This is a genomic window from Plesiomonas sp. ISS29, assembly GCF_056522795.1.
In genome coordinates this window covers 1,982,616-2,004,678 of sequence record NZ_JAWRZQ010000001.1, presented here as the reverse complement: position 1 = coordinate 2,004,678, position 22,063 = coordinate 1,982,616, and the positions used below count along the sequence as shown (strand labels likewise).

Here is a 22,063-nt window from a genome sequence, read left to right as displayed (position 1 = left end):
AAAAAAAGCTGCCATTGGCAGCCTTTAATACTAACTTGTTACCGAACTCACACTTACTGATACTGCCCGGCACGCAGTGCAGCAATACGCTTATCCAGTGAAGGGTGGCTCATGAACAACTCACTAAAACTTTTTTTACCGCTGTTGATACCAAACGCCATCATAGATCCTTCCATTTGCGGCTCGTGACTGGTTTTCAAACGCTCAAGTGCAGCCACCATTTTATCGCGGCCCACCAGCTTGGCAGAGCCCGCATCCGCGTGGAATTCACGGTAGCGTGAGAACCACATAGCAATAATGCTAGCCAGAATACCAAACACCAACTCCAGTACCATGCTGATACCAAAATAGATCAGCGGGTTTCCGTTGCTGCTCTCTTCACCATCATCATTATTAGAAAGAAAACCGGAGGCCACTTGCGCAATGATACGTGAAATAAAGATCACAAAGGTGTTCAACACGCCCTGAATTAGGGTCATAGTGACCATATCACCATTCGCCACATGGCTGATTTCATGAGCTAATACAGCTTCGGCTTCATCACGGGTCATGCTCTCTAGCAAGCCGCTACTTACTGCCACCAGCGAGTTATTACGGCTCGGGCCAGTTGCAAATGCATTAATATCCATTGAGTGATAAACAGCCACTTGCGGCATCGCAATGCCTGATTGCTGCGCCTGTTGACGCACTGTTTCCATCAGCCAGCGTTCGACTTCATTGCGCGGTTGCTCGATAACTTCAGCCCCCACCGAACGCAAGGCCATCCATTTAGACATCATCAATGAAATCAGAGAGCCACCAAAACCAAACAGACCGGCCATAATGGCCAGACCTGCCACACTGCTCGATTGGATCCCGGTCAGGCTCAGTACTAAGCTGAAGACCATCATCACCGCAAGGTTGGTTAAAAGGAACAATGCAATACGCATCATAAGCGTTACGTCCTTAGAGTCGAATCATGAGTAGAATTACAGGCATCATAGAGCCTGAATGTCATCTTTCAAGCATTTTAGACATATTCTTTTTCATTTTAACGACCTACATCAATATTTTAATTTAAAATAAGTGATAGCGATCACTTCTAGCCACACTAAAATGCGATATGGCATAGGTAGATAGGTAGATAGGTAGATAGGTAGATAGGTAGATAGGTAGAACCATAAACAAACAATGGAAGAAGTACTACAGCCCGTAGCATTGTATTACGACTATAGTCTTACTTGCGAAAATGCGATCTATAGCTGATAGTGCATGTATATACAGAAGCAATGATATTACACACGCCACTCAGGTAAGGAGACCCCATGGCCGATAAAGAAAACTACTTGGTTGCGATTGATATTTTACGCTGTCACTTAGGCAAAAGTTACGAAGAAGCCTGTGAAGTGTTGGGATTAGAGCAAAACTCACATGGTGATAGCGGGGATTCAGCCTGCGTATTGGCCGCTGAATAACCATCGCACAATTAAGAATAGATAAAAAAGAGCGGATAAAAACAACAATAAAAGGCACTTTCTAAAGTGCCTTTTTGTTTTTGTGCGCCTATTTTTTATTTTGCATAAGCAGGTTTATTGTAAAAATATTGATGAGATAAACCGCTCAAAATGCACTGTTTAACTAATTTAACTAGCCGAGCAGCGGTGTTAAATCCATATACTTGCCCAACTGCTGTTTTTCAGGGCGAGAGATATACGGGATCTCACCTAACTGTGGTGCCGGCATACGGGTACGCAACGTTTGAATCAGTTCAGCATAGTGTGTTAAACACGGATTCACACGGTTTGCTACCCAACCAACCAGTTCAACACCATCATTGGCGATAGACTCTGCCGTAAGAATGGCATGATTCAGACAACCCAGCTTAATCCCCACCACTAGAATAACTGGTATCTTTTCACCAATCACCCACTCAGAGAGGCTTTGTTTGTCAGTCACCGGAACTCGCCAGCCACCACACCCTTCAACCAGAACCAGTTCAGCCTGTGATTCTAGCGTTGTCACTCCTTGTGATAAACGGGCAAAATCAATATCAATGCCATCAAGTTTAGCGGCCAGATGCGGAGAGATAGGCTCACGCAGGGCTATCGGGTTGACCTGCTCATAGGGTACGGTAACAGAGGCAGAGCTCTGCAAAACCAGTGCATCACTATTGCGCAGCCCCTCTTCAGTTTCTGTACAACCCGATGCAATGGGCTTATAGCCGACAACCGAGTGCCCCATATTGGCAGCGGCCTGCATAAACGCACGGCTAACTACTGTTTTACCTACTTCGGTATCCGTGCCGGTAACAAAAAAACGCTTACTCATTGACTATTACTCCACAACACACGTCATAGCTGGCTGGTAGCATCGCTTGCTGTTGAAATTTTTCGCGATAGTGCCGCTCCAGTTCAGCCAATTGTCGCCTTCCCCCCAGACCCGATCTCCGTTCACGGTGGACATGGTTTGCGCCGATCGCTTTAAGATCACGCATTAAGGCAACAACACTGGGGTACATCACTTTTTTCGTGCTGAAGTCTAGGTGATAGTGCGAAATTTCTGCTTGCTCCAGCGCAATATTTATTTGATTAGCAGGAAGAAATGCATTCACATGCGCATCCAGATCAATATTCGGGTCAACCGCATGCCAGCTATACCTTAATTCAGACAGGGTATTTTCCAATAACGTGGCAAATAGAATTGTCCCCCCAGGGCGGGTAATCCGGGTTAACTCACGAAAAACTTGCGGTAAATTTCTACTCCACTGCATGGCTAAACTGGTAAAGCAGGCATCCACCGAGTTATCGGGTAACGGAATAGACTCCATATCTGCACACAAATAACGTTCCGCACTTTGCTGCGCGGCGGCAACGGCTAGCATGCCTTCGGCAATATCGAGTGCAATCACGCTGTGCCCGCGTTGTTGCCATTGACGGCTGAAATAACCGGTACCGCACCCCACATCCAGCAAAATACCCGCAGGAATATCGGCTGACTGCATCAAATCGTGCCCGATTTCACGCTGTAATGCGGCGGCATTATCATAACCGGTGGCAGCTTTACTAAAACGGGCCGCAATCAGTGCATTATGGGAAGCCAAATTATTATACATCAGCAGCCTCGGTGGCAGTTTTGGTCTGCTGTGCCGTTATATTTAATGTTTCTGTGTGTGCTTCTGTACGTAGTGCAGTTAACAGATGCGAAATATCGGCGGAGGTATGTGCCGCAGTCAGTGTGATCCGCAAGCGGGAACTGCCGGGGGCAACGGTAGGCGGGCGAATGGCTGGTGCCCATACACCGTGCTGGCGCAAGCGGCTAGCCAGTGTCAGCGCTGTGTGGTTATCCCCCAAAATAAGAGGCTGTATAGGGGTATCAGACGCCAGAAGTGTAAAGGGCAGATCACGGCAGCCCTGCTGAAACTGGCTGATCAGTTGGCGCAGATGAGTACGCTGCGCGTCAGCCTGCTGCACACACTCGAGCGCGGCTTGCAGTGCGCAGGCCTGTGCCGGAGGCATTGCCGTGCTGTAAATCAGATGGCGGGAAAACTGCAACAGATATTCAGCCACCGCCTGTGAGCACAATACCGCAGCGCCCCCGACACCCCATGCCTTACCAAAGGTGACAACCAAAATATCAGGTTTGATACCCGCAAGCGCACAACTCCCGCGCCCTTGCGGGCCGTGAATACCGATACCATGCGCGTCATCGACCAGTAACCACGCAGAATGTTGATTTGCGTGACGTTGTAACTCTGCCAGTGGTGCAAGATCGCCATCCATACTGAATACGCCTTCAGTGATAATCAGGGTATTTCCTGCTGGTGATGAACGAGCGGCCTGCTTTTCTAGCACACGAGAGAGCGCGAACAGATCATTGTGAGCAAAGCGCCGTAAGCTGGCCGGAGAGAGCATTGCCGCTTCAATCAGTGAGGCATGGCTGAGTTTATCGGCAACAATGTTGTCGCCCTCACCGCACAGGGCATGCACTACGGCCTGATTTGCGCTAAACCCGCTGATAAACAGTAAGGCGCGATCGTATCCGAGCCAGTCTGCCAACTGCGCTTCAAATTCAGCATGGGCTCGGGTGTGCCCTGAAACGTGGCCGGATGCCCCGCTTCCCGCGCCATATTGGTTTAATCCGGCTTGCCATGCGGCAATAATCTGGGGGTTTTTAGCCAACCCCAGATAGTCATTAGCCGCAAAGTTCAGATAGGTTTCTGGCACAGTGGCGTATGAATCTGTTAACTGTTCCGTGATATGTACAGTGCGATCACTGCCGTGCTGATTGATTACGCGCTGGCGCAATAGCCCCTGTGCTTCACGGGCAGCCAATGCACTGCTGATTTTATGTTGCCAGCTCATCGGCGCTGCACCTGTGTTTTAGTTTGCGTTGTTGCATCATAAAACAGGTTGCTACCGGTCTGCGATTGAGCCTGCATCACCTGCGCAGTCAGTCGGTCTGACAGCGCATTATCCCCCTGCTCGGTTGCCGATTCGGCCGAGTTAATCCCTAAGCGCGAGAACAGACGCACATCACTGTCCTCTTCCGGATTAGGTGTTGTCAGCAATTTACAGCCATAAAACACTGAGTTAGCCCCTGCCATAAAACACAATGCCTGCATCTGATCATTCATCTTTTCACGCCCTGCCGACAAGCGTACAAAAGAGCGTGGCAGCATAATCCGCGCAACCGCGATGGTGCGGATAAAAGTGAACGCATCCAGATCTTCGGCATCGGCCAGCGGTGTACCGGCTACTTTCACCAACATATTAATCGGTACACTTTCAGGGTGTGCTGGCAGATTAGCTAGCTGAACCAGCAATCCGGCTCGGTCTTGCGCACTTTCGCCCATGCCCACAATGCCGCCTGAACACACTTTCATACCTGCAGAGCGAACATGTGCTAAGGTATTCAAGCGATCATCGTAGGTGCGCGTGGTAATAATCTGCTGATAGAACTCGGGCGAGGTATCCAGATTATGGTTGTAGTAGTCAAGTCCCGCCTCTGCCAGTGTTTCCGCCTGATCACTTGTCAACATCCCAAGTGTCATGCAGGTTTCCAACCCGAGCTGTTTGACACCTTCTACCATTTTGACCAAATACGGCATGTCACGCGCTTTTGGGTTTTTCCAAGCAGCTCCCATACAAAAACGGCTCGAACCGGCCAGTTTTGCTTTGCGCGCCGACTCCAGCACGCTTTCCACTTCCAGCAAACGCTCAGCCTCAACGCCTGTTTGGTAACGCGCACTTTGCGGGCAATATTTACAATCTTCTGGGCAAGCACCTGTTTTTATAGATAAAAGTGTACTTACCTGCACATAATTAGGATCAAAATACTGCCGGTGCACCTGCTGGGCACGGTACAGCAGATCCATAAATGGCAGCTCAAACAACGCACGGCTCTGCTCTACTGTCCAATCATGACGAACGGTGTTATCGCCTGCTAATGTCTGCTGTACTGTCGGTTGCACTTTAGGCTGTTCCATACCTTGCTCCATGCTATTGCCGGATAAATAATCGTGAAAAAATTTTGGCTAGTGTAATTCTCATAGGTACACTGTCAATAACATGAATTAATAATGGTTTACATAAGGTTATTTTATCACCATGAATTTTGCTGCCGATCTTGAGTTTGATCAGCGCCATATCTGGCACCCTTACACATCCATGAGCCACCCACTGCCCTGTTATCCGGTAAAATCAGCACTCGGAACCCGTATTTATCTGGAGGATGGAACAGCACTGATTGACGGTATGTCATCATGGTGGGCTGCAGTACACGGCTACAACCATCCGGCACTCAATGCGGCGTTACAAGCTCAGATCCCCCAGATGTCGCACATTATGTTTGGCGGGATAACCCATCAGCCTGCAATAACACTGTGCCGCACGCTGGTGGATATAACCCCAGCCGAACTTGAGTGCGTATTTTTATCTGATTCAGGTTCTGTTGCGGTGGAAGTAGCCATGAAAATGGCGCTGCAATACTGGCATGCACGGGCAGAGCCTCGGGCAGAATTTCTAACTATTAAGCACGGCTATCACGGTGATACTTTTGGCGCAATGTCGGTATGTGATCCTGAAAATGCTATGCACGGCCTGTATCGGGGTTTTTTACCGCAACACCGTTTTGCTGATGCGCCACAGTGTGGATTTTATGATCCGTGGGATGAGCGTGATATCGCCTCTTTTGCCCAGCAGATAGCGCAGCACCACCAGACTATTGCGGCGGTGATCCTCGAACCTATCGTACAAGGCGCTGGCGGCATGCGAATTTATCACCCGAACTATTTACGGCACGTACGGGCGCTGTGTGATCAGTACGGTATCTTGCTGATTGCTGATGAAATTGCTACCGGATTTGGCCGCACCGGAAAGTTATTTGCCTGTGAGCACGCAGATATCACACCGGATATTTTGTGTCTTGGCAAAGCGCTGACGGGGGGATATCTGACACTCGCGGCCACCATTACCACCCGGCATGTGGCCGATACGGTCTGCAATGGTGAAGCAGGCTGCTTTATGCATGGTCCAACGTTTATGGCAAATCCACTGGCATGCAGCGTTGCCAACGCAAGTTTGGCGTTGTTAGCTACGGGAAAGTGGAAAACACAGGTGGCAAGCATTGAAGCACAGCTAAAAGCCGAACTGCTGCCACTGGCCACGTTATCAAGCGTAGCCGCCACACGGGTATTAGGTGCTATTGGGGTTGTCGAAATGAAAGAGCCGGTTTCAACCGCGCAATTACAGGCTCAATTTGTGCAGGCCGGTGTTTGGATACGACCGTTTGGAAAGCTGATCTACATCATGCCGCCCTATATCGCCACTCAAGATGATATACGGCAATTAGTACAGGCAATTTTCCACGTGATATCAGATAAATAACCGAGGTAAATCATTTTGGATAAACAGAGACCGCTTTACAGTGTAAAGCGGTGAATAACCTGATTAGCGCTGCCGCGCCAGACCAATGCCGGATCAGCCTTGGCTTGAATAAATTTCCCATCCACCAGCGCATCAATATAGGGCAATACTGCTTGTTGCGCGGAAGTCAATTCGGCACGGGTATATCCGCTCCATAACCAGATATCTTTATCTGGGCACTCGCGCTTCACCCGCTGCACCAGTGCAAGCACTGCCGATACATTTGCCGGATGCAGCGGATCGCCGCCGGAAAGAGATAACCCGCGCCGCTTGATGCGCGTATCTAGCAGATCAGCAATGATCTGCTCTTCCATCTCCTGTGTAAACAGGTGTCCAGAGTCAAGCCGCCATGTAGATTGGTTATAACAGCCCCGACACTGATGCTCACAACCTGATACAAACAGTGTACAGCGCGTTCCCGGCCCGTTAATCACATCGACCGGATAGTATTGATGATAGTTCACCGCAGTATTCCCACGTTAAGCGTTACTGTTCACAATGAAAAAAGTGACGCCGTCACACAAACCGAGGTGGTTTGCATAACAGCATCACTTAAATCAGATCGTATATCCGGCCTGCGTTACAGGTGCTTCACCCGGCGTTTAACCTCTTCTTGCTTACCATAGTTAAACGGACGTGCATCAGGGCTGCCCAGATAACCGCAAACACGACGGGTCACTGACACTTTGGTCGGCTCATGGTTACCACAGCGCGGGCAGGTAAAACCTTTACTGGTGCACTCAAACTCACCAGTAAAGCCGCACTCATAGCACTCATCTATTGGAGTGTTGGTACCGTAATACGGCACGCGGCTGTAGCTGTAATCCCACACATTTTCTAGCGCTTCAATATTGTGCTGCATATTCGGGTATTCGCCGTAACAGATAAAACCGCCGTTCGCGATAGCCGGATAAGGCATCTCAAAATCCAGCTTATCGTACGGATTCACGGCTTTTTCAACATCAAGGTGGAAACTGTTGGTGTAGTAACCTTTATCGGTAACGCCCGCAACAATACCGAACTCTTGCGTGTCTATTTTGCAAAAACGGCTGCACAGGTTCTCACTTGGCGTACTGTACAGGCTAAAGCCATAGCCGCTCTCTTCTTTCCATGCATCAGTGGCATCACGCAGACACTGCACAATTGCAATGGCTTTTTCACGCAGCTCGGCAGAGTCGTATACATGTGTTTGTGTACCGTATAGGGCATTCACGGTTTCATGCAGACCAATATAGCCAAGTGAAATAGAGGCACGGCCATGCTTGAAGATCTCCGCCACGCTGTCATCTGCGTTCAGACGTACGCCACATGCCCCTTCCATATACAAGATGGGAGCGACACGTGCTTTTACATCCTGCAAACGCGCAATACGGGTATCCAGCGCCTCTTTCGCTAGCAGTAAACGGGCATTCAGTAACCGGAAGAATGCCTGCTCATCGCCCTTCGCTTCTAATGCGATACGCGGCAGGTTCAGGCTGACAACACCAATATTGTTGCGGCCATCGTGGATCAGCTCACCCTCTTCCTCATATGTACCAAGGAAACTGCGGCAACCCATCGGGGTTTTGAATGACCCGGTAACTTCCACCACTTTGTCGTAGTTGAGAATATCCGGATACATACGCTTAGTGGCACACTCTAGTGCAAGCTGCTTAATATCGTAGCTCGGATCACTCGGCTTATGGTTCAGGCCATCTTTAATCGCAAACACCAGTTTCGGGAAAACGGCGGTTTTACACTTTTTACCCAAACCAGCGATCCGGTTTTTCAGTATTGATTGCTGGATCAGGCGTGATTCCCATGAAACACCCAGCCCAAAACCAAAGGTGACAAACGGGGTTTGCCCGTTTGCCGTGTGTAGCGTGTTCACTTCATACTCCAGTGACTGGAATGCGTCGTAACACTCTTTTTCGGTACGAGCATGTGCAAAAGCCGCCGGATCGGCAATATCCCACTCCAGCGCAACCGCATGGTGCTTTTGATAGCTGGCCGTAACATAAGGCGCAAGTATCTCATCAATCCGGTTAATGGTCGTGCCGCCATAAATATGGCTCGCCACCTGTGCGATAATTTGTGCGGTCACCGCTGTTGCAGTTGAAATTGACTTTGGCGTATCAATTTCAGCATTTCCCATCTTAAAGCCGTGTGTCAGCATGCCTTCAAGATCAATCAGCATGCAGTTAAACATCGGGAAGAATGGTGCGTAATCCAGATCATGGTAGTGCAAATCACCGCGCTCATGAGCTTGTGCGACATCACGTGGCAATAAATGCTGCAAGGCATAGTGCTTAGCCACGATACCGGCCAACAAATCACGCTGAGTCGGGATCACTTTACTGTCTTTATTCGCATTTTCATTTAACAAAGCGGCATTGCTCTGCTCAATTAATCCGCGAATTTCGCTGTTCAAGCGGCTGGTTTTTTCACGCGCAATATCACGATCGTGGCGATACTCAATATAGGCTCTTGCAACCGCTTTATGCGGCCCAGACATTAGCTGATTTTCCACTGCATTTTGAATGGTATGAATGGCCACTTCCTGCGCGCCATCAAGGGAAGATTCAACAGCCTCAGCCACGGCCTCAGCATAGGCAGGTTCCATCACTTCAACCGTTCGAGCGGCACTGATCACTGCGTTTTTAATCATTTTGGCATCGAACGCTACACGGCACCCGTCACGCTTAATTACAACCGGCTTCACTGAACTTCCTCCACTTGCTACCAACTCGCCATACTTTATGCAAAACACTAAATATTGATGAGATGATAAAGCTATCTACTAGATGTGGTGTATTAGGCGAGATTACGCGGTTTGATACCTTGATCTTGATCAACTTTTTTTCGTGAGCGATTCTTTCCCATGCAATATTATTACGCTTCGTCGGCCACTTCACATCGCCCCTTATCAGATTATATTTCGCTTGTTAACTGCTTTTTCCGCTCAATTTTCACCCTCCTTTCTATTCAACAATACACCAGAGAAAATGTGCCGAAAAAAGGGTTCACCACGCGGCAAAAAAACGGGCATTGAATACCGAAGCACGCACTTTTTTCACTTCCATAATCAACAAATCGCATACCCGTATTTCTATTACTGTATTGAGCACCAAAATAGCGTTTTAAAGGCATAAAAAAACCCGCCATTCTGAAGTGAAGGCGGGTTATTGATCATAGTGAATATTTGTCGGCACGTACTATGATCTGTTTTACGAATTTACTTCGCGGCATCCTGATGATCTTCATGCGGATGCTTTTTCTCGCGTTTTTCAGCTCGACGTTCTTGTTGAGTTTTCTGTGGCTTTTTCTTTAAATCGTGGCTCATATTAACTCTCCAGATCAGTGAAACTGACTCTATTTACCGCCTGTTGGCCTGAAATAGCAAGCCATAGCTCACGCTAATCTTGCGCTACAGCGTAACGTTAACTTGCCTCTGACTGGAAAAATGGCACTTGTATCTTTCCGTTACCGGCTGTTTACTCTTCCCTTATCATGTCTGTTTTAAAGCCTGTTTGCGTTTTATATGGCGGTCATAGCGCGCCAGTAAATAGGCATAAAGACCACCTACCGCAGCGCCAAAGAGGTGGCTTTCAAAACTAACCCGTAACTGGGTGGGAAAAAGGCCAAAAAACATCACGCCGTAAACCAGCACCACTGCAAAAGCAATCAGCAATGATTTAACACTACGCAAGATCAAGGCATATACCAGCAAATAGGCCCACAGCCCGTAAACAACCCCGCTTAACCCCACATGATAAGCCTGACGCGCAAACAACCACACCAGCATACCGCCACCGGCCCACACCAGCGCCAGCAAACCGTAATAGCGCCCAGCTCCGTACCGTGAAACCAGCCACGATAACAGTGTAAAGGGCAATAAATTACTCAGTAAATGGGCCCATGACCCATGAATCAGCGGAGCTAACAGCAATGCAGGCAGCAGATTTGCACTGCCCGGCTGTAAACCAAACCGCACGAAATAACCGCCACTGAGCATATTTAGCAGCTGAAAAAAAAGGCACAGCACATCAATCGCCAGAATTACCCACACCACACGCGGTAAACGTTTCATCATATTTTCCCTGCTTATTTACTGTCTCGTCGTGCCCATAAACCTAAATGAAACCAACACCAACTCCCTGCTTTCACAAAAAAGAGTCGTGGTTTTCCCCCAACCCTGTAAACATTTTCCCCAATTACGCCGCTGCTCAGCCTTACGCACCTTAATTTTTTAACTCTCTGCCACCCTTTTACGGATTTGAACAGATCATGGAAACGCTCAATCACCAGTTGTTTTTGCTGATTAATGCCAGCAGTACGCACCCGTTACTCCGGTTTATTTTTGCCCAATTTATGGCAACCTGGATGATCTACCTGATCCTCAGCGCACTGAGCCTCGCTCTGCTTTTCGGGCCACCCAAAGTCAAAGCCGTCATTATCACCGCATTCGGATGCGGGCTGTTGGGCTATCTGCTCTGCACCATTATCGGCCTGATTTTTCCGCACCCACGACCTTTTATGCTACCCATCGGGAAAACTTTCCTGTATCACTCCGCCAATGCCTCATTTCCCAGCGGACATGCCACCTTGGTCTTCAGCCTCGGGTTCTCTTTATATCTCTCGCGCTTTCGGGCTGCAGGTGCTGCCATTTTACTGACCGGAGCTGGCATCGGCTGGGCCAGAGTCTTTCTCGGCGTACACTTTCCCTTTGATATTCTTGGCGCTGTTCCGGTCAGCCTGTTCGCCGCATGGCTAACACTGCCGGTTGGCAAAAAAGTACAAGCAAAAATCAACACCTACTTTGAAGGATGCAAAGCATGGTAAGTGCATAATTTGTGTACCACTAAACGCTGTGGCTAATCGCTCAGCATTCAAAAATATCGCGCTGAAAAGCATAGCCAATAGCCAATGGCTATGCTTGTAGTATGTCGTCTTACTTGTAGTATTCTTGCTGGTAGTATAGGTATAGTGCAGCAATTACCCTTTTTATTGAGCATGGAATGCAGCACATGAGCCTACCACGCATACTGATTCTTGGTGCAAACGGCTATATTGGTACCAGTTTAATTGCACACCTTATACCGCAAGGTTATAACATCCGCGCCGCAGCACGTGATACCACCACTCTCAGCAATCAAGCATGGGCAACATCACCACAAGTTGAGTTAGTCTACGCTGACTTACAAAAAGCAGACACACTCAACAGTTTACTTACCGACATTGATATCGTGTATTACCTTGTACACAGCATGAATGATGGCAACCACTTTCTGGCACAAGAGCAGAGTGCAGCCACACATTGCGCACAAGTATTACAGCAATCATCCGTGAAAAAAGTCATCTACCTTGGCGCATTACAACCACACGCAAAACAATCAGAACACCTGCAAGCCCGCCGGATTACCGGAGAGATCCTACGCAGCAGCGGTATTCCGGTTATCGAGCTGCGCTCTGGTATTATTGTCGGCGCAGGATCAGCGGCATTTGAAGTGATGCGTGATCTGGTCAATCACCTGCCGATAATGATCACCCCACGCTGGGTGCGCTCGAAAACCAGCCCGATCGCCCTTGATAACCTGCTGTTCTATCTCTCTGCGTTGATCAACACCCCCATTAACGACGGTATTTTTGATGTCGGTGGGCCTGACTATATCAGCTACCAAGATCAGATGAAGATGTACGCCGATATTACCGGTAAATCCTGCATCATCATTCCCGTGCCGTTTTTATCTCCGGCACTCTCTGCAAAATGGCTACGCATAATTACCACCGTACCGATAAACATTGCCCGCGCACTGATTGGCGGGTTATCGCACGATCTTCCCGCTGACAGCGCCCCGCTTCAGGCACTGATCCCGCAACATCTTCTTAGCTACCAAGAAGCCGTCAGTGAAACCCTCAAACACGGCTCTGATTTTCTCGACTCCGCCCGCTGGGGATACGATGCCGATGCAAAATCAACATGGAAAGCCGATTACAGCTTCTATCCTAAAAATGCTGGTTATCGCCTGGCCACCCGCGTAAGCAGTAAAGAGTTATGGGAAGAGATCAACAAAGTTGGCGGCAATCATGGTTACTTTTATGCCGATATTTTATGGACAACCCGCGCGCATCTAGACCGTTTATTCGGGGGGAAACCTCATGTGCGTCAGCGCCCTGCGCATGCTGAGTTGCAAGTAGGTGACAAAGTAGACTCGTGGAAAGTGATTTGTGCTGATCCGGAAAAAAAACTGAGCTTATTATTTGGAATGAAAGCACCGGGCTTAGGCCGGCTCGATTTCACCATAACGGAAAAAAATAACCTGCGCTATCTGGATGTCAGAGCTTGGTGGCATCCGGCCGGTTTTCCGGGGTTACTTTACTGGTTTGCAATGATGCCTGCTCACCTGTTTATTTTTCGCGGTATGTGCATGCAAATCGTTAAAAATGTACTCAAAAATCAAAAACGCTAACCGTTTTAAAATCAGCTAGATAACAGACATTCCACCAAGCTAAAGCAACAAAAAAGCTATGTACACCACATGTACATGGCTTTATCACTGTATTAATTTGTTATTGAGGCAATTCGCTACCGATTACTCGGTTTCAGTAGCTTGACTCACCACCGTATGCGGTAAAATCAGATTCAGCAATACGGCAACCAGTGAGGCCAGCCCTACTCCTGCCAACGCAAAACTGCCGATTTTCAGCTCAAGAGCACCAATACCGATAGTCAGTGTCACCGCTACAATCGCAATATTGCGTGGCAGACCCAGATCAACTTTCGCATCAATCAGGGTTTTCAGCCCAATTGCCGCAATAGAGCCAAACAGCAGCAACATAATTCCGCCCATCACCGGCATAGGAATAGAGGTCAGCAGCGCATTAAACTTGCCCACGAATGCCAAAATAATGGCAAAAATAGCCGCCCATGTCATAGTCAGCACTTTAAAATTACGCGTCAGCATCACAGCACCGGTGACTTCCGCATAGGTAGTCACTGGCGGGCCACCGATCAAACCGGCAAAACAGACACCTAAACCATCACCAAATAATGTACGGTGTAATCCCGGTGATTTGGTGTAATCTTTGCCTGTTACACCACCAATGGCCATCACGCCACCGATGTGTTCAATACAAGGTGCAATAGCTACCGGCAGCATAAACAGCGCCGCAGCCCAGTTGATCTCCGGTGTAATGAAGGTAGGGATCACAAACCATGCAGAAGCTGACAATTGTTCAACATTGACAATACCTGCCATCATTGACGCTACGTAACCGACAACCACACCCGACAGTATCGGCAGCAGACGTATCCACCCCTTACAAAAAACGGCGGTAATCAGTGTAGTAGCCAAAGAGATGCCTGCTAAACCAATGGCCATATCCAGTGGAATAATCTGCTCACCGTTCACCCGCCCCATTGCCATATTGCAGGCCACCTGCGCCACCGACAAACCAATCACCATGATCACCGGCCCAACCACTACCGGAGGCAATAGCCGGTGTACAAAGTTGACGCCCCGAGCACGAATAACACCGGCAAAAACAAAGTACATGATACCGGCCATACACAGACCAAACATGGTCGAAGGCACACCCCATGTCTGCGTGGCATAAATAATCGGCGCAATAAACGCAAAGCTTGATCCCAAAAAGATAGGCACTTGATTACGCGTACTGATCTGAAACAGCAGTGTTCCAACCCCTGCCCCTAGCAGTGCCATTGAAGGATTTAAACCTGTCAGAAGCGGAACAAGAACCATTGCACCGAAGGCCACAAACAGAATTTGTAATCCGGCAATACTTTGTCTTAAAGAAGAGAACATTCTGAACCTTATAAAACAGACAGAATAAAATATAGGGGTAGCAAACCGTTTATTCATATGATGAATAGTGTGGGTTACTAAAGTCTGCTGCTATCTATCATCAGAAGTGTGGGTACGCAGGAAAAGAATTCGATACGTAAACAAAGATATACAAGCATCGAGGTCAGGATCATACGGTATCTTGGCCAAAATGCCAAACGTTTGCGGCAACAAATAAAAAAATGGCACAACGTAAGTGCGCCACTTTTACTACACTGAAATATGCAAAAAAAATCAAAATATAGCTCTGATTAATTGCATCAAAGCCCATTATTTATTTCAATGAGTCATGAAAAAGCGTGATATTACTCTGCAGATTCATCTTTATATTTTGCTGCAACTTCTTTAATCAGCACCTGTAACTCACCTTTTTGTGCCATTTCCAGCATAATATCACAACCGCCAACCAGCTCACCTTCAACCCACAATTGCGGGAAAGTTGGCCAGTTAGCAAATTTTGGTAACTCAGCACGGATATCTGGGTTTTGCAAAATATCAACATAGGCAAAACGCTCACCACAGCTCATTACTGCTTGTACTGCCTGAGCAGAAAAACCACAGCTTGGCAACTTCGGTGACCCTTTCATATACAGAATAATCGGGTTTTCAGCCAGCTGTTGCTTAATTTTATCAATGGTTTCCATTGTTAACCTCTATTGCCCATCATTGAATGTAAGTATGTTCTGATTCTACCGAGTCTGAGCATAAATAAAAAATCCCATTTTTTATAGGGATATCGCTTTTTGTAATTTATTGGTGTCTAAAACAGGTATGCACGCTTATGTACTGAGTTTTTATTCAGCATCCCCGTGCGCATCGAAACGCACATCAAGCTCCCCTGTTTTTTCGCTAGACTACCAAGATGTAACGATACCTGCAGATATATTTACACGTTATGCTCGCTAATATCCTTTTAATATAGGAAAAACTTGCTAAAATCCCAAACCATAACAGTTATACAACAGCCCTTCGGGGCAGATCATCTCAAGTTTGATGAGTGATTTTAGGAAGCAAGAAAACTTGGGCTATGCCCTAACAATAACGGAGATCATGGCAATGTCTTTCGAATTACCTGCACTACCATATGCAAAAAATGCACTTGAACCACACCTGTCAGCTGAAACGCTGGAGTTCCATTACGGCAAACACCACAACACTTATGTGGTTAACCTAAACAATCTGGTTCCAGGTACTGAGTTTGAAGGCAAATCATTAGAAGACATCGTAAAGAGCTCTTCTGGCCCTATCTTCAATAACGCAGCTCAGGTATGGAACCACACCTTCTACTGGAACTGCTTAGCACCTCAAGCTGGTGGAGAGCCTACTGGCGCACTGGCTGATGCTATCAACAGTACTTTCGGTTCATTTGATGCTTTTAAAGCACAATTTAACGATGCCGCAGTTAAAAACTTCGGATCAGGCTGGACATGGCTGGTTAAAAAAGCTGACGGTTCATTGGCAATTGTTAGCACATCAAATGCAGGCTGCCCGCTCACTGAAGGCCATACACCGCTGCTAACTGTTGATGTGTGGGAGCACGCTTACTACATTGATTACCGCAATGTGCGCCCTAACTACCTCAATGGTTTCTGGGCACTGATCAACTGGGAATTTGTTGCACAAAACCTGGCAGCATAAATATCTCTGATCCCCTCGCTAGCTAAAAAGCCTTTATTATTTCGATAAAGGCTTTTTTTTGAAAAAAAACAAAAAAATACACCTATTGTAAGTAATGGTTGATACGGGTAACTAAAAAATCATATAGTTAACCAATCTGCCTAACACTTGATCGTGGTTATGATTTCAAAGAAAAAATCCCATTTAATTATTTATTCATTATTATTGATTAACTTTTCAAGTTCAGCCTCTTGCTGGCTGGTTGGTGATATAAAAGGTTATAACGCTGAAGGCCATCATTCTGATCTTTACTATGGCGCTGATCACCAAAGTAAGTTTATTGTTAAAATTAGTGATAAACTAACAAAAATAACTCCAAGCAATCTTAATTTTATCTCTATTGGTAATAAAACAGCAGCTGGCGTTTATGATGAAGGTAATGTAACCACGATTGAATCATGGTCTATATCAACAGATGAAAAAAAGGTCTTTATCAGCCGAGTTCGCACCGGAGATATAGAAACTGAAGGTGCTGAGGCATTCCAAGGTAATGTAATATCGCGTTGCCAATAGCACTATTGGCCACCCTAAGTTATAAATATTACAGTGTAATACTAGTGATAGGATGGTTAATCACCTGCTCTTTAGACAATGGTCGACTAAAGAAAAACCCCTGCGCATGATCAACGTTCAGATTACGCAAATAAGCCAGTTGTGCTGGGGTTTCAACACCTTCTGCAACTACTTCCATACTCATGGAATGAGCCATATGCAGTATCGAGTCAAGTACTGGTGTATTGATAGTCTCTAACCCAATAGAGTGAATAAAGCCTTTATCTATTTTCAGATAATCTACTTTATGCTTTTGTAGATAAATTAATGCGCTGTGCCCAGTACCAAAATCATCAATAGCAATCAAAAATCCTAACTCCCTGAGCTTCACAAAGATATGCTCTGCACTCTCGTCGTCTTGAATCAAGACTCTTTCAGTTATCTCAAGTACGCACGTAAAATGGTTTTGTGGTAACTGCTGGTAAAAGGCCGTTAAATCATCAATAAAATGGGGCGTATTGAGGTGAAGTGCTGAAATATTAATCGCTATTTTTGTAGGCGAAGGATACTTTTCTGCCAGTTCAGCACTGTCTTTGATAATTAATTTGAACAAGTGTTGTGTTAATTGAACAATCACACCTGAATTTTCTGCATAATTGATAAATTGATCGGGTGGAATCAAGCCTTCTGTTGGGTGTCTCCAGCGTAATAACACTTCAAACCCACTCAAAGATCCATCGTGTAAACTAAATACAGGTTGATACAGTACAAAAAACTGGTCATTTTTGATGCCACGCAAAATAAGGGTTCGCATATCTCTGTTGTTACCCAGATAAAAGTAGGATAACAAACCACTCATTGTGGCAATCAGCGCAGAAAAAAATGAAATTTCATACCAAGCAGAAAGAGGCAGCTTATCGCCAAAAACATAGACTTCATAACCGTGTCGCTCTGACGCTATTTTAACAACAGGGGTAGGAAGTTCACTCTTTGAGATTATTTTATCTGCAAATGTTGTGACGGCTTTATTGTTGATTACAAGCGCTAAATCATCAATCCGTTCAGAGGTAAAAACTATCGTTTTATAGCTCTGAATTGAGAGCGGAATGGTCGCCAGAATACCGGTTTCATTACTTACCGAACCAGCCGCAGCATTACCTGTCCATAACGTAATAACCGGTGCATTCGGTGAAGATAATGTACCTTGGCTTAAGCCGATACTGTATTCTTCACCTAAATTAACCCCCAATAGGTATTTTTCAACCCGCTCTGACATATCACCTAACGATGATGAACAATATGCCGTACCCTTTCTGACTAATATATAAGATCGAACTTCAGTATTATACGATGCACGTTTTATCAGTTTATCACGGACACTATCACAGGTAAGATTCTGAATTGTTGAAATATACAACATATCATCAACAATTTTATCTATTTTATCATCCATGACTTTTCCAACACTATACATAACACTTTGTCTAAATAAATCCTGTTGATAACTAGCGAAAAGCCAGATGCAGAAAAAAACCAGCAGAAAAACGAATGTACTTATCAGTGATATTATATATTTTTTATTCTTCACGCTTCACTCACCTAGATAAGATACAAAAAAGATGAAAACCACTACCGCCTAAGTAATCTCCACATACAGCTAAACTCAGGAAGTAGCAAACATCAAATAGCACAAAAAGCTAAAATCAGAGTATAAGATAGAATGCTACCCAATGGTATATTTTCACTGCATATAAAATATCTTTTATATCGATTAAGAATGAAAACTTAAGATCAATACCCGATAGGAAATAAATTAATCTGAATATTGGTAGCACGTTCCGAAAGAGGTTCACAGCGTTTGTTATCTAAATTACAAATAACACCATTACTAAACTGAATATGATGCTCACGCCCAGTAGCAATATTAGTAGTAGTAGTAGTAGTAGTAGTAGTAGACACGGAGCCTGTAGAGACTGAACCAGAAAGCCCCTGACCACTACCTGTCATCCTCTCATCTATATTTGACGATCCGTCTTTATTTTTGGCCAAATTAAAATAATTTGAAGTCAATTGCGCAGAGATACCCTCTTTAGTAGCACAGAATTTAGCAACACGATCACATACCACACCCTGCTCAGGAATAAAGATATCAGGTAATATTTGCTGAACAGATTCATAGAGTGCTCCTAACCCTATAGCAATCACGATGAGTACAGTGAACGGATTCATGATCATATCCATCACGGGTATATTACCTAGAGTATAATCGAGAATAAAAATCATACAAACCAATAGCTAAAATAACATTTACTTTTACTTCTCCCCTTCAATCTGCAGTGAAAAAACACTGAATCACATGCTATTTAGGTATAAAAAAACACTTTCACACTGGAACAAATGGCTAAAATAAGAGTCTTTTATTGTGTTAATCACGGTTTTTATACAAAAAACAGCATAAACAATTACCTAACCTGTTGTCACAGACAAATAACATGCTACCCTGCATCATGCTATGGATGCTCTACTTTACTTGCTATCAGGTTGTATTAGATGAACGGAATCAAATCGGTTACTACAAGACTCTCATCAGCTAAAGGGATCTCTCTTTCGCTGTTTACACTGCTGACCAGTGCTTACATTGGTTTAGTACTTAACTGGCCATTTTACGCAAATTTGTATGACATTTTTTCGCAAATGCCCACAGTAAACAGTTTATTTGTCATATCTATTCCATTTTTCATTGTTGCAACACTTAATTTTCTACTCAATTTGCTCAACTGGCGATATTTTATAAAACCTTTTTTTATACTATTAGTCATAACATCTGCTTTAGTTTCTTATGCCATGACAAAATATGGCGTAATTTTCAACCAAGATATGATCCAAAACATCTTTGAAACTAATACCAGCGAAGCAAACTCCTATTTTAGTTTGTCCGCACTTTTTTGGTTTTCACTGACGGGGTTATTACCTGCAATCATCATTTTATTCACCCCAATCAATTACAGCTCTTTTTTAAAACAACAAGGCTGGCGATTGCTATCATTGGCAATATCACTACTTATCGTAGGAATTATCGCCCTCTTCTTTTATAAAGACTATGCCTCTGTTGGACGAAATAATCCGACACTGCGTGCGATGATCATACCTACGTATTATGTGAACAACACTTACAAGTATATTAAAAGAATACACTTCTCTAAGCCTGTTGTTTATCAGCAAGTCGGTCTAGATGCTAAATTAGCCGCCCCCACCATCGGAAATAGTGACAATTCAGCCGAAAATACCAAGCCAACAGTATTCTTTTTACTCGTAGGTGAAACGGCACGCAGTCAGAACTATGCGCTGAATGGTTATGATAAACCAACCAACCAATATACGGCAGATCTTGGGGTTATCTCATTTAAAGATGTCCGCTCATGTGGTACGGCCACTGCGGTATCTGTTCCTTGCATGTTCTCAAATTTAGGCCGAAGTAATTACAATGATGCACAAGCCAAAAATCAGGATAATGCTCTAGATATCTTGCAACGGGCTGGCGTTGATATGTTATGGAAAGAGAATGATGGAGGCTGTAAAGGGGTCTGTGATCGTATTCCAAACGTAAAATTAGATGTAAAAGAAAAAAATGGGCTCTGCAATGGTTCAACTTGTTATGACGGTGCATTTCTACTCGAATTAGAAGATGATATGCAGAATGTTTCAGGTTCAAAAATGGTTGCTCTGCATCTGATTGGAAGCCATGGCCCAACATACTATTTACGCTATCCAAAAGATAAGCGTACTTTTATTCCTGACTGTCAACGCAGTGATATTGAGAACTGTACTCAACAAGAACTCATCAACACATACGATAATACGATTCTTTATACTGATTTTGTGATGTCTGAAATCATCAAGATGCTGAAGAAATATGAAGAGAAGTATAACGTTGCCCTGCTTTATCTCTCTGATCACGGTGAGTCTCTTGGTGAAAACGGCCTTTACCTACACGGCACACCGTATAGCCTAGCGCCAGAATATCAGACAAAAGTGCCAATGATCACCTGGTTCTCTGACGGTTTTGCAAAAACAAATAATCTTAATCTCACCTGCCTAAAAGAGAAAGCTCAAACAGAGAGTTTTTCACATGATAATCTGTTCAACTCACTGCTAGGGATCATGAACGTAAAAACATCGGTCTATCAATCTGAACTGGATATTTTTAGCAGCTGTCGCCGGTAAAGTCGATAAGCCATCATAATTACGGCACAAAGCCCTGTAATACCTACAGGGCTTTACTTTTTATACTGAAGTACATACAAACCAAGTACCCGCATCAGATTGTACTGTCTACTTACAACTCGTTATAACATTATTAGCTTATATTATTGCTTTTGTCATCGCTGTAATACTGAGCAAAGCCATAAATACGGCTGAAATCCCCAGATCCCAGCAGTAAATTAATGAATCATGATAGTTGGTTGTATCAGTATAAAGCTGACGTATCAATTCGAATAAAAAAACAGCAGATAACACGCCTGTAATGAGAGCAAACAACACCCTGAACGTTAATACATGCACTATTATCTTTTTTAAGTTCATTCCATTTATCATCAACATACTTACACCTGATATGCATCCATGAACACAAGTTACTTTTACTTAACCCGCTATTAAGGCAAAAGCCATATTATCCGGTGACTTTCATGATAGCTATCATTCATCCCTATTTTGCTGTGTGCCCAGCAATTAACTTCTGAAGCAACACTGCATAGCCTACTCTTTTTGAGATTATTTTCTAATAAAATTAACCACAAGCCCTTATAGACAATAATGAATATAAGTAAAAATAAAAAATAACCATTAAAAACAAACGCTTACAAGTTTAATCCGGTTGTTTTCATGATGGGATTCAATAACAAAAATAAGTTTAAAGCCTTATTTTTAAAGATTAAATACTGCTTAAACACAATTAAAACGCATGTAAATGCATAATAAATAACCAGAAGAACATAATCTGAAACAATTTAATGTAAGATATGAATGCTATAACACAAAATCACATCACTTTACTCAACTATTTCCTGTACTTTCTTTTCATCCAAAACAAAGCTCAAACATATTATTTTTTGATGAAACTCTTTCATCTACAGGCCATTCCTGAGA

General features: G+C 44.9%; 20 protein-coding genes. 7 read left to right on the top strand and 13 right to left on the bottom strand.

The annotated features are described in order from the left end of the window. Window positions 1-53 precede the first annotated feature (53 nt). A complete protein-coding gene (htpX, locus tag AC1HDJ_RS08965; RefSeq protein ID WP_438642379.1) occupies window positions 54-932 on the bottom strand; it encodes a protease HtpX in 879 nt (292 codons plus the stop codon). A gap of 372 nt (window positions 933-1,304) precedes the next feature. Between htpX and AC1HDJ_RS08960 the strand changes: the two genes are divergently transcribed. Beyond that, window positions 1,305-1,454: a hypothetical protein gene (locus tag AC1HDJ_RS08960; RefSeq protein ID WP_479535200.1), complete on the top strand. Its 150-nt coding sequence runs from the start codon at window positions 1,305-1,307 to the stop codon at window positions 1,452-1,454. Between the two features lie 172 nt (window positions 1,455-1,626). Here the strand turns inward: AC1HDJ_RS08960 and bioD are convergent, their stop codons facing one another. Genes bioD through bioB form a run of 4 tightly spaced genes read right to left on the bottom strand, consistent with a single transcriptional unit; the run spans window position 1,627 to window position 5,464 of the window. Further along, a complete protein-coding gene (gene bioD, locus AC1HDJ_RS08955) occupies window positions 1,627-2,307 on the bottom strand; it encodes a dethiobiotin synthase (protein WP_479535198.1) in 681 nt (226 codons plus the stop codon). Continuing rightward, entirely contained in the window at window positions 2,300-3,091 is a 792-nt protein-coding gene (gene bioC / locus AC1HDJ_RS08950) for a malonyl-ACP O-methyltransferase BioC (RefSeq protein ID WP_479535196.1), read from the bottom strand. Before bioC ends, bioD begins: the two co-directional genes overlap by 8 nt. Then, window positions 3,084-4,340 (bottom strand): 8-amino-7-oxononanoate synthase, encoded by a 1,257-nt coding sequence (gene bioF / locus AC1HDJ_RS08945; protein WP_479535194.1) that lies wholly within the window; start codon window positions 4,338-4,340, stop codon window positions 3,084-3,086. The genes bioC and bioF overlap by 8 nt, the downstream gene beginning before the upstream one ends. Continuing rightward, window positions 4,337-5,464 carry a biotin synthase BioB gene (bioB, locus tag AC1HDJ_RS08940; protein ID WP_479535192.1) on the bottom strand — a complete coding sequence of 376 codons (1,128 nt, stop codon included), beginning with the start codon at window positions 5,462-5,464 and terminating at the stop codon, window positions 4,337-4,339. Before bioB ends, bioF begins: the two co-directional genes overlap by 4 nt. Window positions 5,465-5,585: 121 nt before the next feature. Here bioB and bioA point away from each other — a divergent pair, with 121 nt between their 5' ends. Beyond that, window positions 5,586-6,863, top strand: coding sequence for an adenosylmethionine--8-amino-7-oxononanoate transaminase (bioA, locus tag AC1HDJ_RS08935; RefSeq protein WP_479535190.1), 1,278 nt, complete (start codon window positions 5,586-5,588; stop codon window positions 6,861-6,863). Window positions 6,864-6,898: 35 nt separating this feature from the next. Here the strand turns inward: bioA and nrdG are convergent, their stop codons facing one another. The 3 genes from nrdG to AC1HDJ_RS08920 form a co-directional block, all read right to left on the bottom strand. Next, on the bottom strand, window positions 6,899-7,366 hold the full coding sequence (gene nrdG / locus AC1HDJ_RS08930) for an anaerobic ribonucleoside-triphosphate reductase-activating protein (protein ID WP_479535188.1): 468 nt from the start codon (window positions 7,364-7,366) through the stop codon (window positions 6,899-6,901). A gap of 116 nt (window positions 7,367-7,482) precedes the next feature. Then, a complete protein-coding gene (nrdD, locus tag AC1HDJ_RS08925; RefSeq protein ID WP_479535186.1) occupies window positions 7,483-9,603 on the bottom strand; it encodes an anaerobic ribonucleoside-triphosphate reductase in 2,121 nt (706 codons plus the stop codon). Between the two features lie 786 nt (window positions 9,604-10,389). Next, window positions 10,390-10,974, bottom strand: a complete 585-nt coding sequence (locus AC1HDJ_RS08920; protein WP_479535184.1) for a rhomboid family intramembrane serine protease — start codon at window positions 10,972-10,974, stop codon at window positions 10,390-10,392. Between the two features lie 194 nt (window positions 10,975-11,168). On the opposite strand from AC1HDJ_RS08920, the gene AC1HDJ_RS08915 reads away from it, so the two are divergent. Together AC1HDJ_RS08915 and AC1HDJ_RS08910 are read left to right on the top strand one after the other, a co-directional pair. Further along, a complete protein-coding gene (locus tag AC1HDJ_RS08915; RefSeq protein ID WP_479535182.1) occupies window positions 11,169-11,723 on the top strand; it encodes an undecaprenyl-diphosphatase in 555 nt (184 codons plus the stop codon). Between the two features lie 185 nt (window positions 11,724-11,908). After that, entirely contained in the window at window positions 11,909-13,351 is a 1,443-nt protein-coding gene (locus AC1HDJ_RS08910; RefSeq protein ID WP_479535180.1) for a DUF2867 domain-containing protein, read from the top strand. A gap of 123 nt (window positions 13,352-13,474) precedes the next feature. On the opposite strand, the gene AC1HDJ_RS08905 is transcribed toward AC1HDJ_RS08910, so the two are convergent. Continuing rightward, complete coding sequence (locus AC1HDJ_RS08905; RefSeq protein WP_479535178.1) at window positions 13,475-14,707, bottom strand: uracil-xanthine permease family protein; 1,233 nt, start codon at window positions 14,705-14,707, stop codon at window positions 13,475-13,477. Between the two features lie 344 nt (window positions 14,708-15,051). After that, window positions 15,052-15,390, bottom strand: coding sequence for a Grx4 family monothiol glutaredoxin (locus AC1HDJ_RS08900; protein ID WP_479535176.1), 339 nt, complete (start codon window positions 15,388-15,390; stop codon window positions 15,052-15,054). A gap of 412 nt (window positions 15,391-15,802) precedes the next feature. Here AC1HDJ_RS08900 and sodB point away from each other — a divergent pair, with 412 nt between their 5' ends. Together sodB and AC1HDJ_RS08890 are read left to right on the top strand one after the other, a co-directional pair. Then, complete coding sequence (gene sodB, locus AC1HDJ_RS08895) at window positions 15,803-16,384, top strand: superoxide dismutase [Fe] (protein WP_479535174.1); 582 nt, start codon at window positions 15,803-15,805, stop codon at window positions 16,382-16,384. A 159-nt stretch (window positions 16,385-16,543) separates the two neighbouring features. After that, entirely contained in the window at window positions 16,544-16,936 is a 393-nt protein-coding gene (locus tag AC1HDJ_RS08890; RefSeq protein ID WP_479535172.1) for a hypothetical protein, read from the top strand. Between the two features lie 28 nt (window positions 16,937-16,964). On the opposite strand, the gene AC1HDJ_RS08885 is transcribed toward AC1HDJ_RS08890, so the two are convergent. Together AC1HDJ_RS08885 and AC1HDJ_RS08880 are read right to left on the bottom strand one after the other, a co-directional pair. Then, window positions 16,965-18,503, bottom strand: a complete 1,539-nt coding sequence (locus AC1HDJ_RS08885) for a cyclic di-GMP phosphodiesterase (RefSeq protein WP_479535170.1) — start codon at window positions 18,501-18,503, stop codon at window positions 16,965-16,967. 203 nt (window positions 18,504-18,706) lie between these two features. Continuing rightward, window positions 18,707-19,144 (bottom strand): YcgJ family protein, encoded by a 438-nt coding sequence (locus tag AC1HDJ_RS08880; protein WP_479535168.1) that lies wholly within the window; start codon window positions 19,142-19,144, stop codon window positions 18,707-18,709. Between the two features lie 321 nt (window positions 19,145-19,465). Here AC1HDJ_RS08880 and AC1HDJ_RS08875 point away from each other — a divergent pair, with 321 nt between their 5' ends. Beyond that, window positions 19,466-21,139 carry a phosphoethanolamine transferase gene (locus AC1HDJ_RS08875; RefSeq protein WP_479535166.1) on the top strand — a complete coding sequence of 558 codons (1,674 nt, stop codon included), beginning with the start codon at window positions 19,466-19,468 and terminating at the stop codon, window positions 21,137-21,139. Window positions 21,140-21,277: 138 nt separating this feature from the next. Here the strand turns inward: AC1HDJ_RS08875 and AC1HDJ_RS08870 are convergent, their stop codons facing one another. Beyond that, a complete protein-coding gene (locus AC1HDJ_RS08870; RefSeq protein WP_479535164.1) occupies window positions 21,278-21,517 on the bottom strand; it encodes a hypothetical protein in 240 nt (79 codons plus the stop codon). Window positions 21,518-22,063: the final 546 nt, after the last annotated feature.

Coding starts and splice junctions, on each gene's coding strand:
- AC1HDJ_RS08920 (WP_479535184.1), bottom strand. CDS start 10,974: ATGATGAAACGTTTACCGCGTGTGGTGTGGGTAATTCTGGCGATTGAT.
- AC1HDJ_RS08960 (WP_479535200.1), top strand. CDS start 1,305: ATGGCCGATAAAGAAAACTACTTGGTTGCGATTGATATTTTACGCTGT.
- AC1HDJ_RS08880 (WP_479535168.1), bottom strand. CDS start 19,144: ATGAATCCGTTCACTGTACTCATCGTGATTGCTATAGGGTTAGGAGCA.
- AC1HDJ_RS08870 (WP_479535164.1), bottom strand. CDS start 21,517: ATGTTGATGATAAATGGAATGAACTTAAAAAAGATAATAGTGCATGTA.
- htpX (WP_438642379.1), bottom strand. CDS start 932: ATGATGCGTATTGCATTGTTCCTTTTAACCAACCTTGCGGTGATGATG.
- AC1HDJ_RS08890 (WP_479535172.1), top strand. CDS start 16,544: ATGATTTCAAAGAAAAAATCCCATTTAATTATTTATTCATTATTATTG.
- bioF (WP_479535194.1), bottom strand. CDS start 4,340: ATGAGCTGGCAACATAAAATCAGCAGTGCATTGGCTGCCCGTGAAGCA.
- bioB (WP_479535192.1), bottom strand. CDS start 5,464: ATGGAACAGCCTAAAGTGCAACCGACAGTACAGCAGACATTAGCAGGC.
- AC1HDJ_RS08910 (WP_479535180.1), top strand. CDS start 11,909: ATGAGCCTACCACGCATACTGATTCTTGGTGCAAACGGCTATATTGGT.
- sodB (WP_479535174.1), top strand. CDS start 15,803: ATGTCTTTCGAATTACCTGCACTACCATATGCAAAAAATGCACTTGAA.
- AC1HDJ_RS08905 (WP_479535178.1), bottom strand. CDS start 14,707: ATGTTCTCTTCTTTAAGACAAAGTATTGCCGGATTACAAATTCTGTTT.
- AC1HDJ_RS08875 (WP_479535166.1), top strand. CDS start 19,466: ATGAACGGAATCAAATCGGTTACTACAAGACTCTCATCAGCTAAAGGG.
- bioC (WP_479535196.1), bottom strand. CDS start 3,091: ATGTATAATAATTTGGCTTCCCATAATGCACTGATTGCGGCCCGTTTT.
- AC1HDJ_RS08900 (WP_479535176.1), bottom strand. CDS start 15,390: ATGGAAACCATTGATAAAATTAAGCAACAGCTGGCTGAAAACCCGATT.
- bioA (WP_479535190.1), top strand. CDS start 5,586: ATGAATTTTGCTGCCGATCTTGAGTTTGATCAGCGCCATATCTGGCAC.
- AC1HDJ_RS08915 (WP_479535182.1), top strand. CDS start 11,169: ATGGAAACGCTCAATCACCAGTTGTTTTTGCTGATTAATGCCAGCAGT.
- bioD (WP_479535198.1), bottom strand. CDS start 2,307: ATGAGTAAGCGTTTTTTTGTTACCGGCACGGATACCGAAGTAGGTAAA.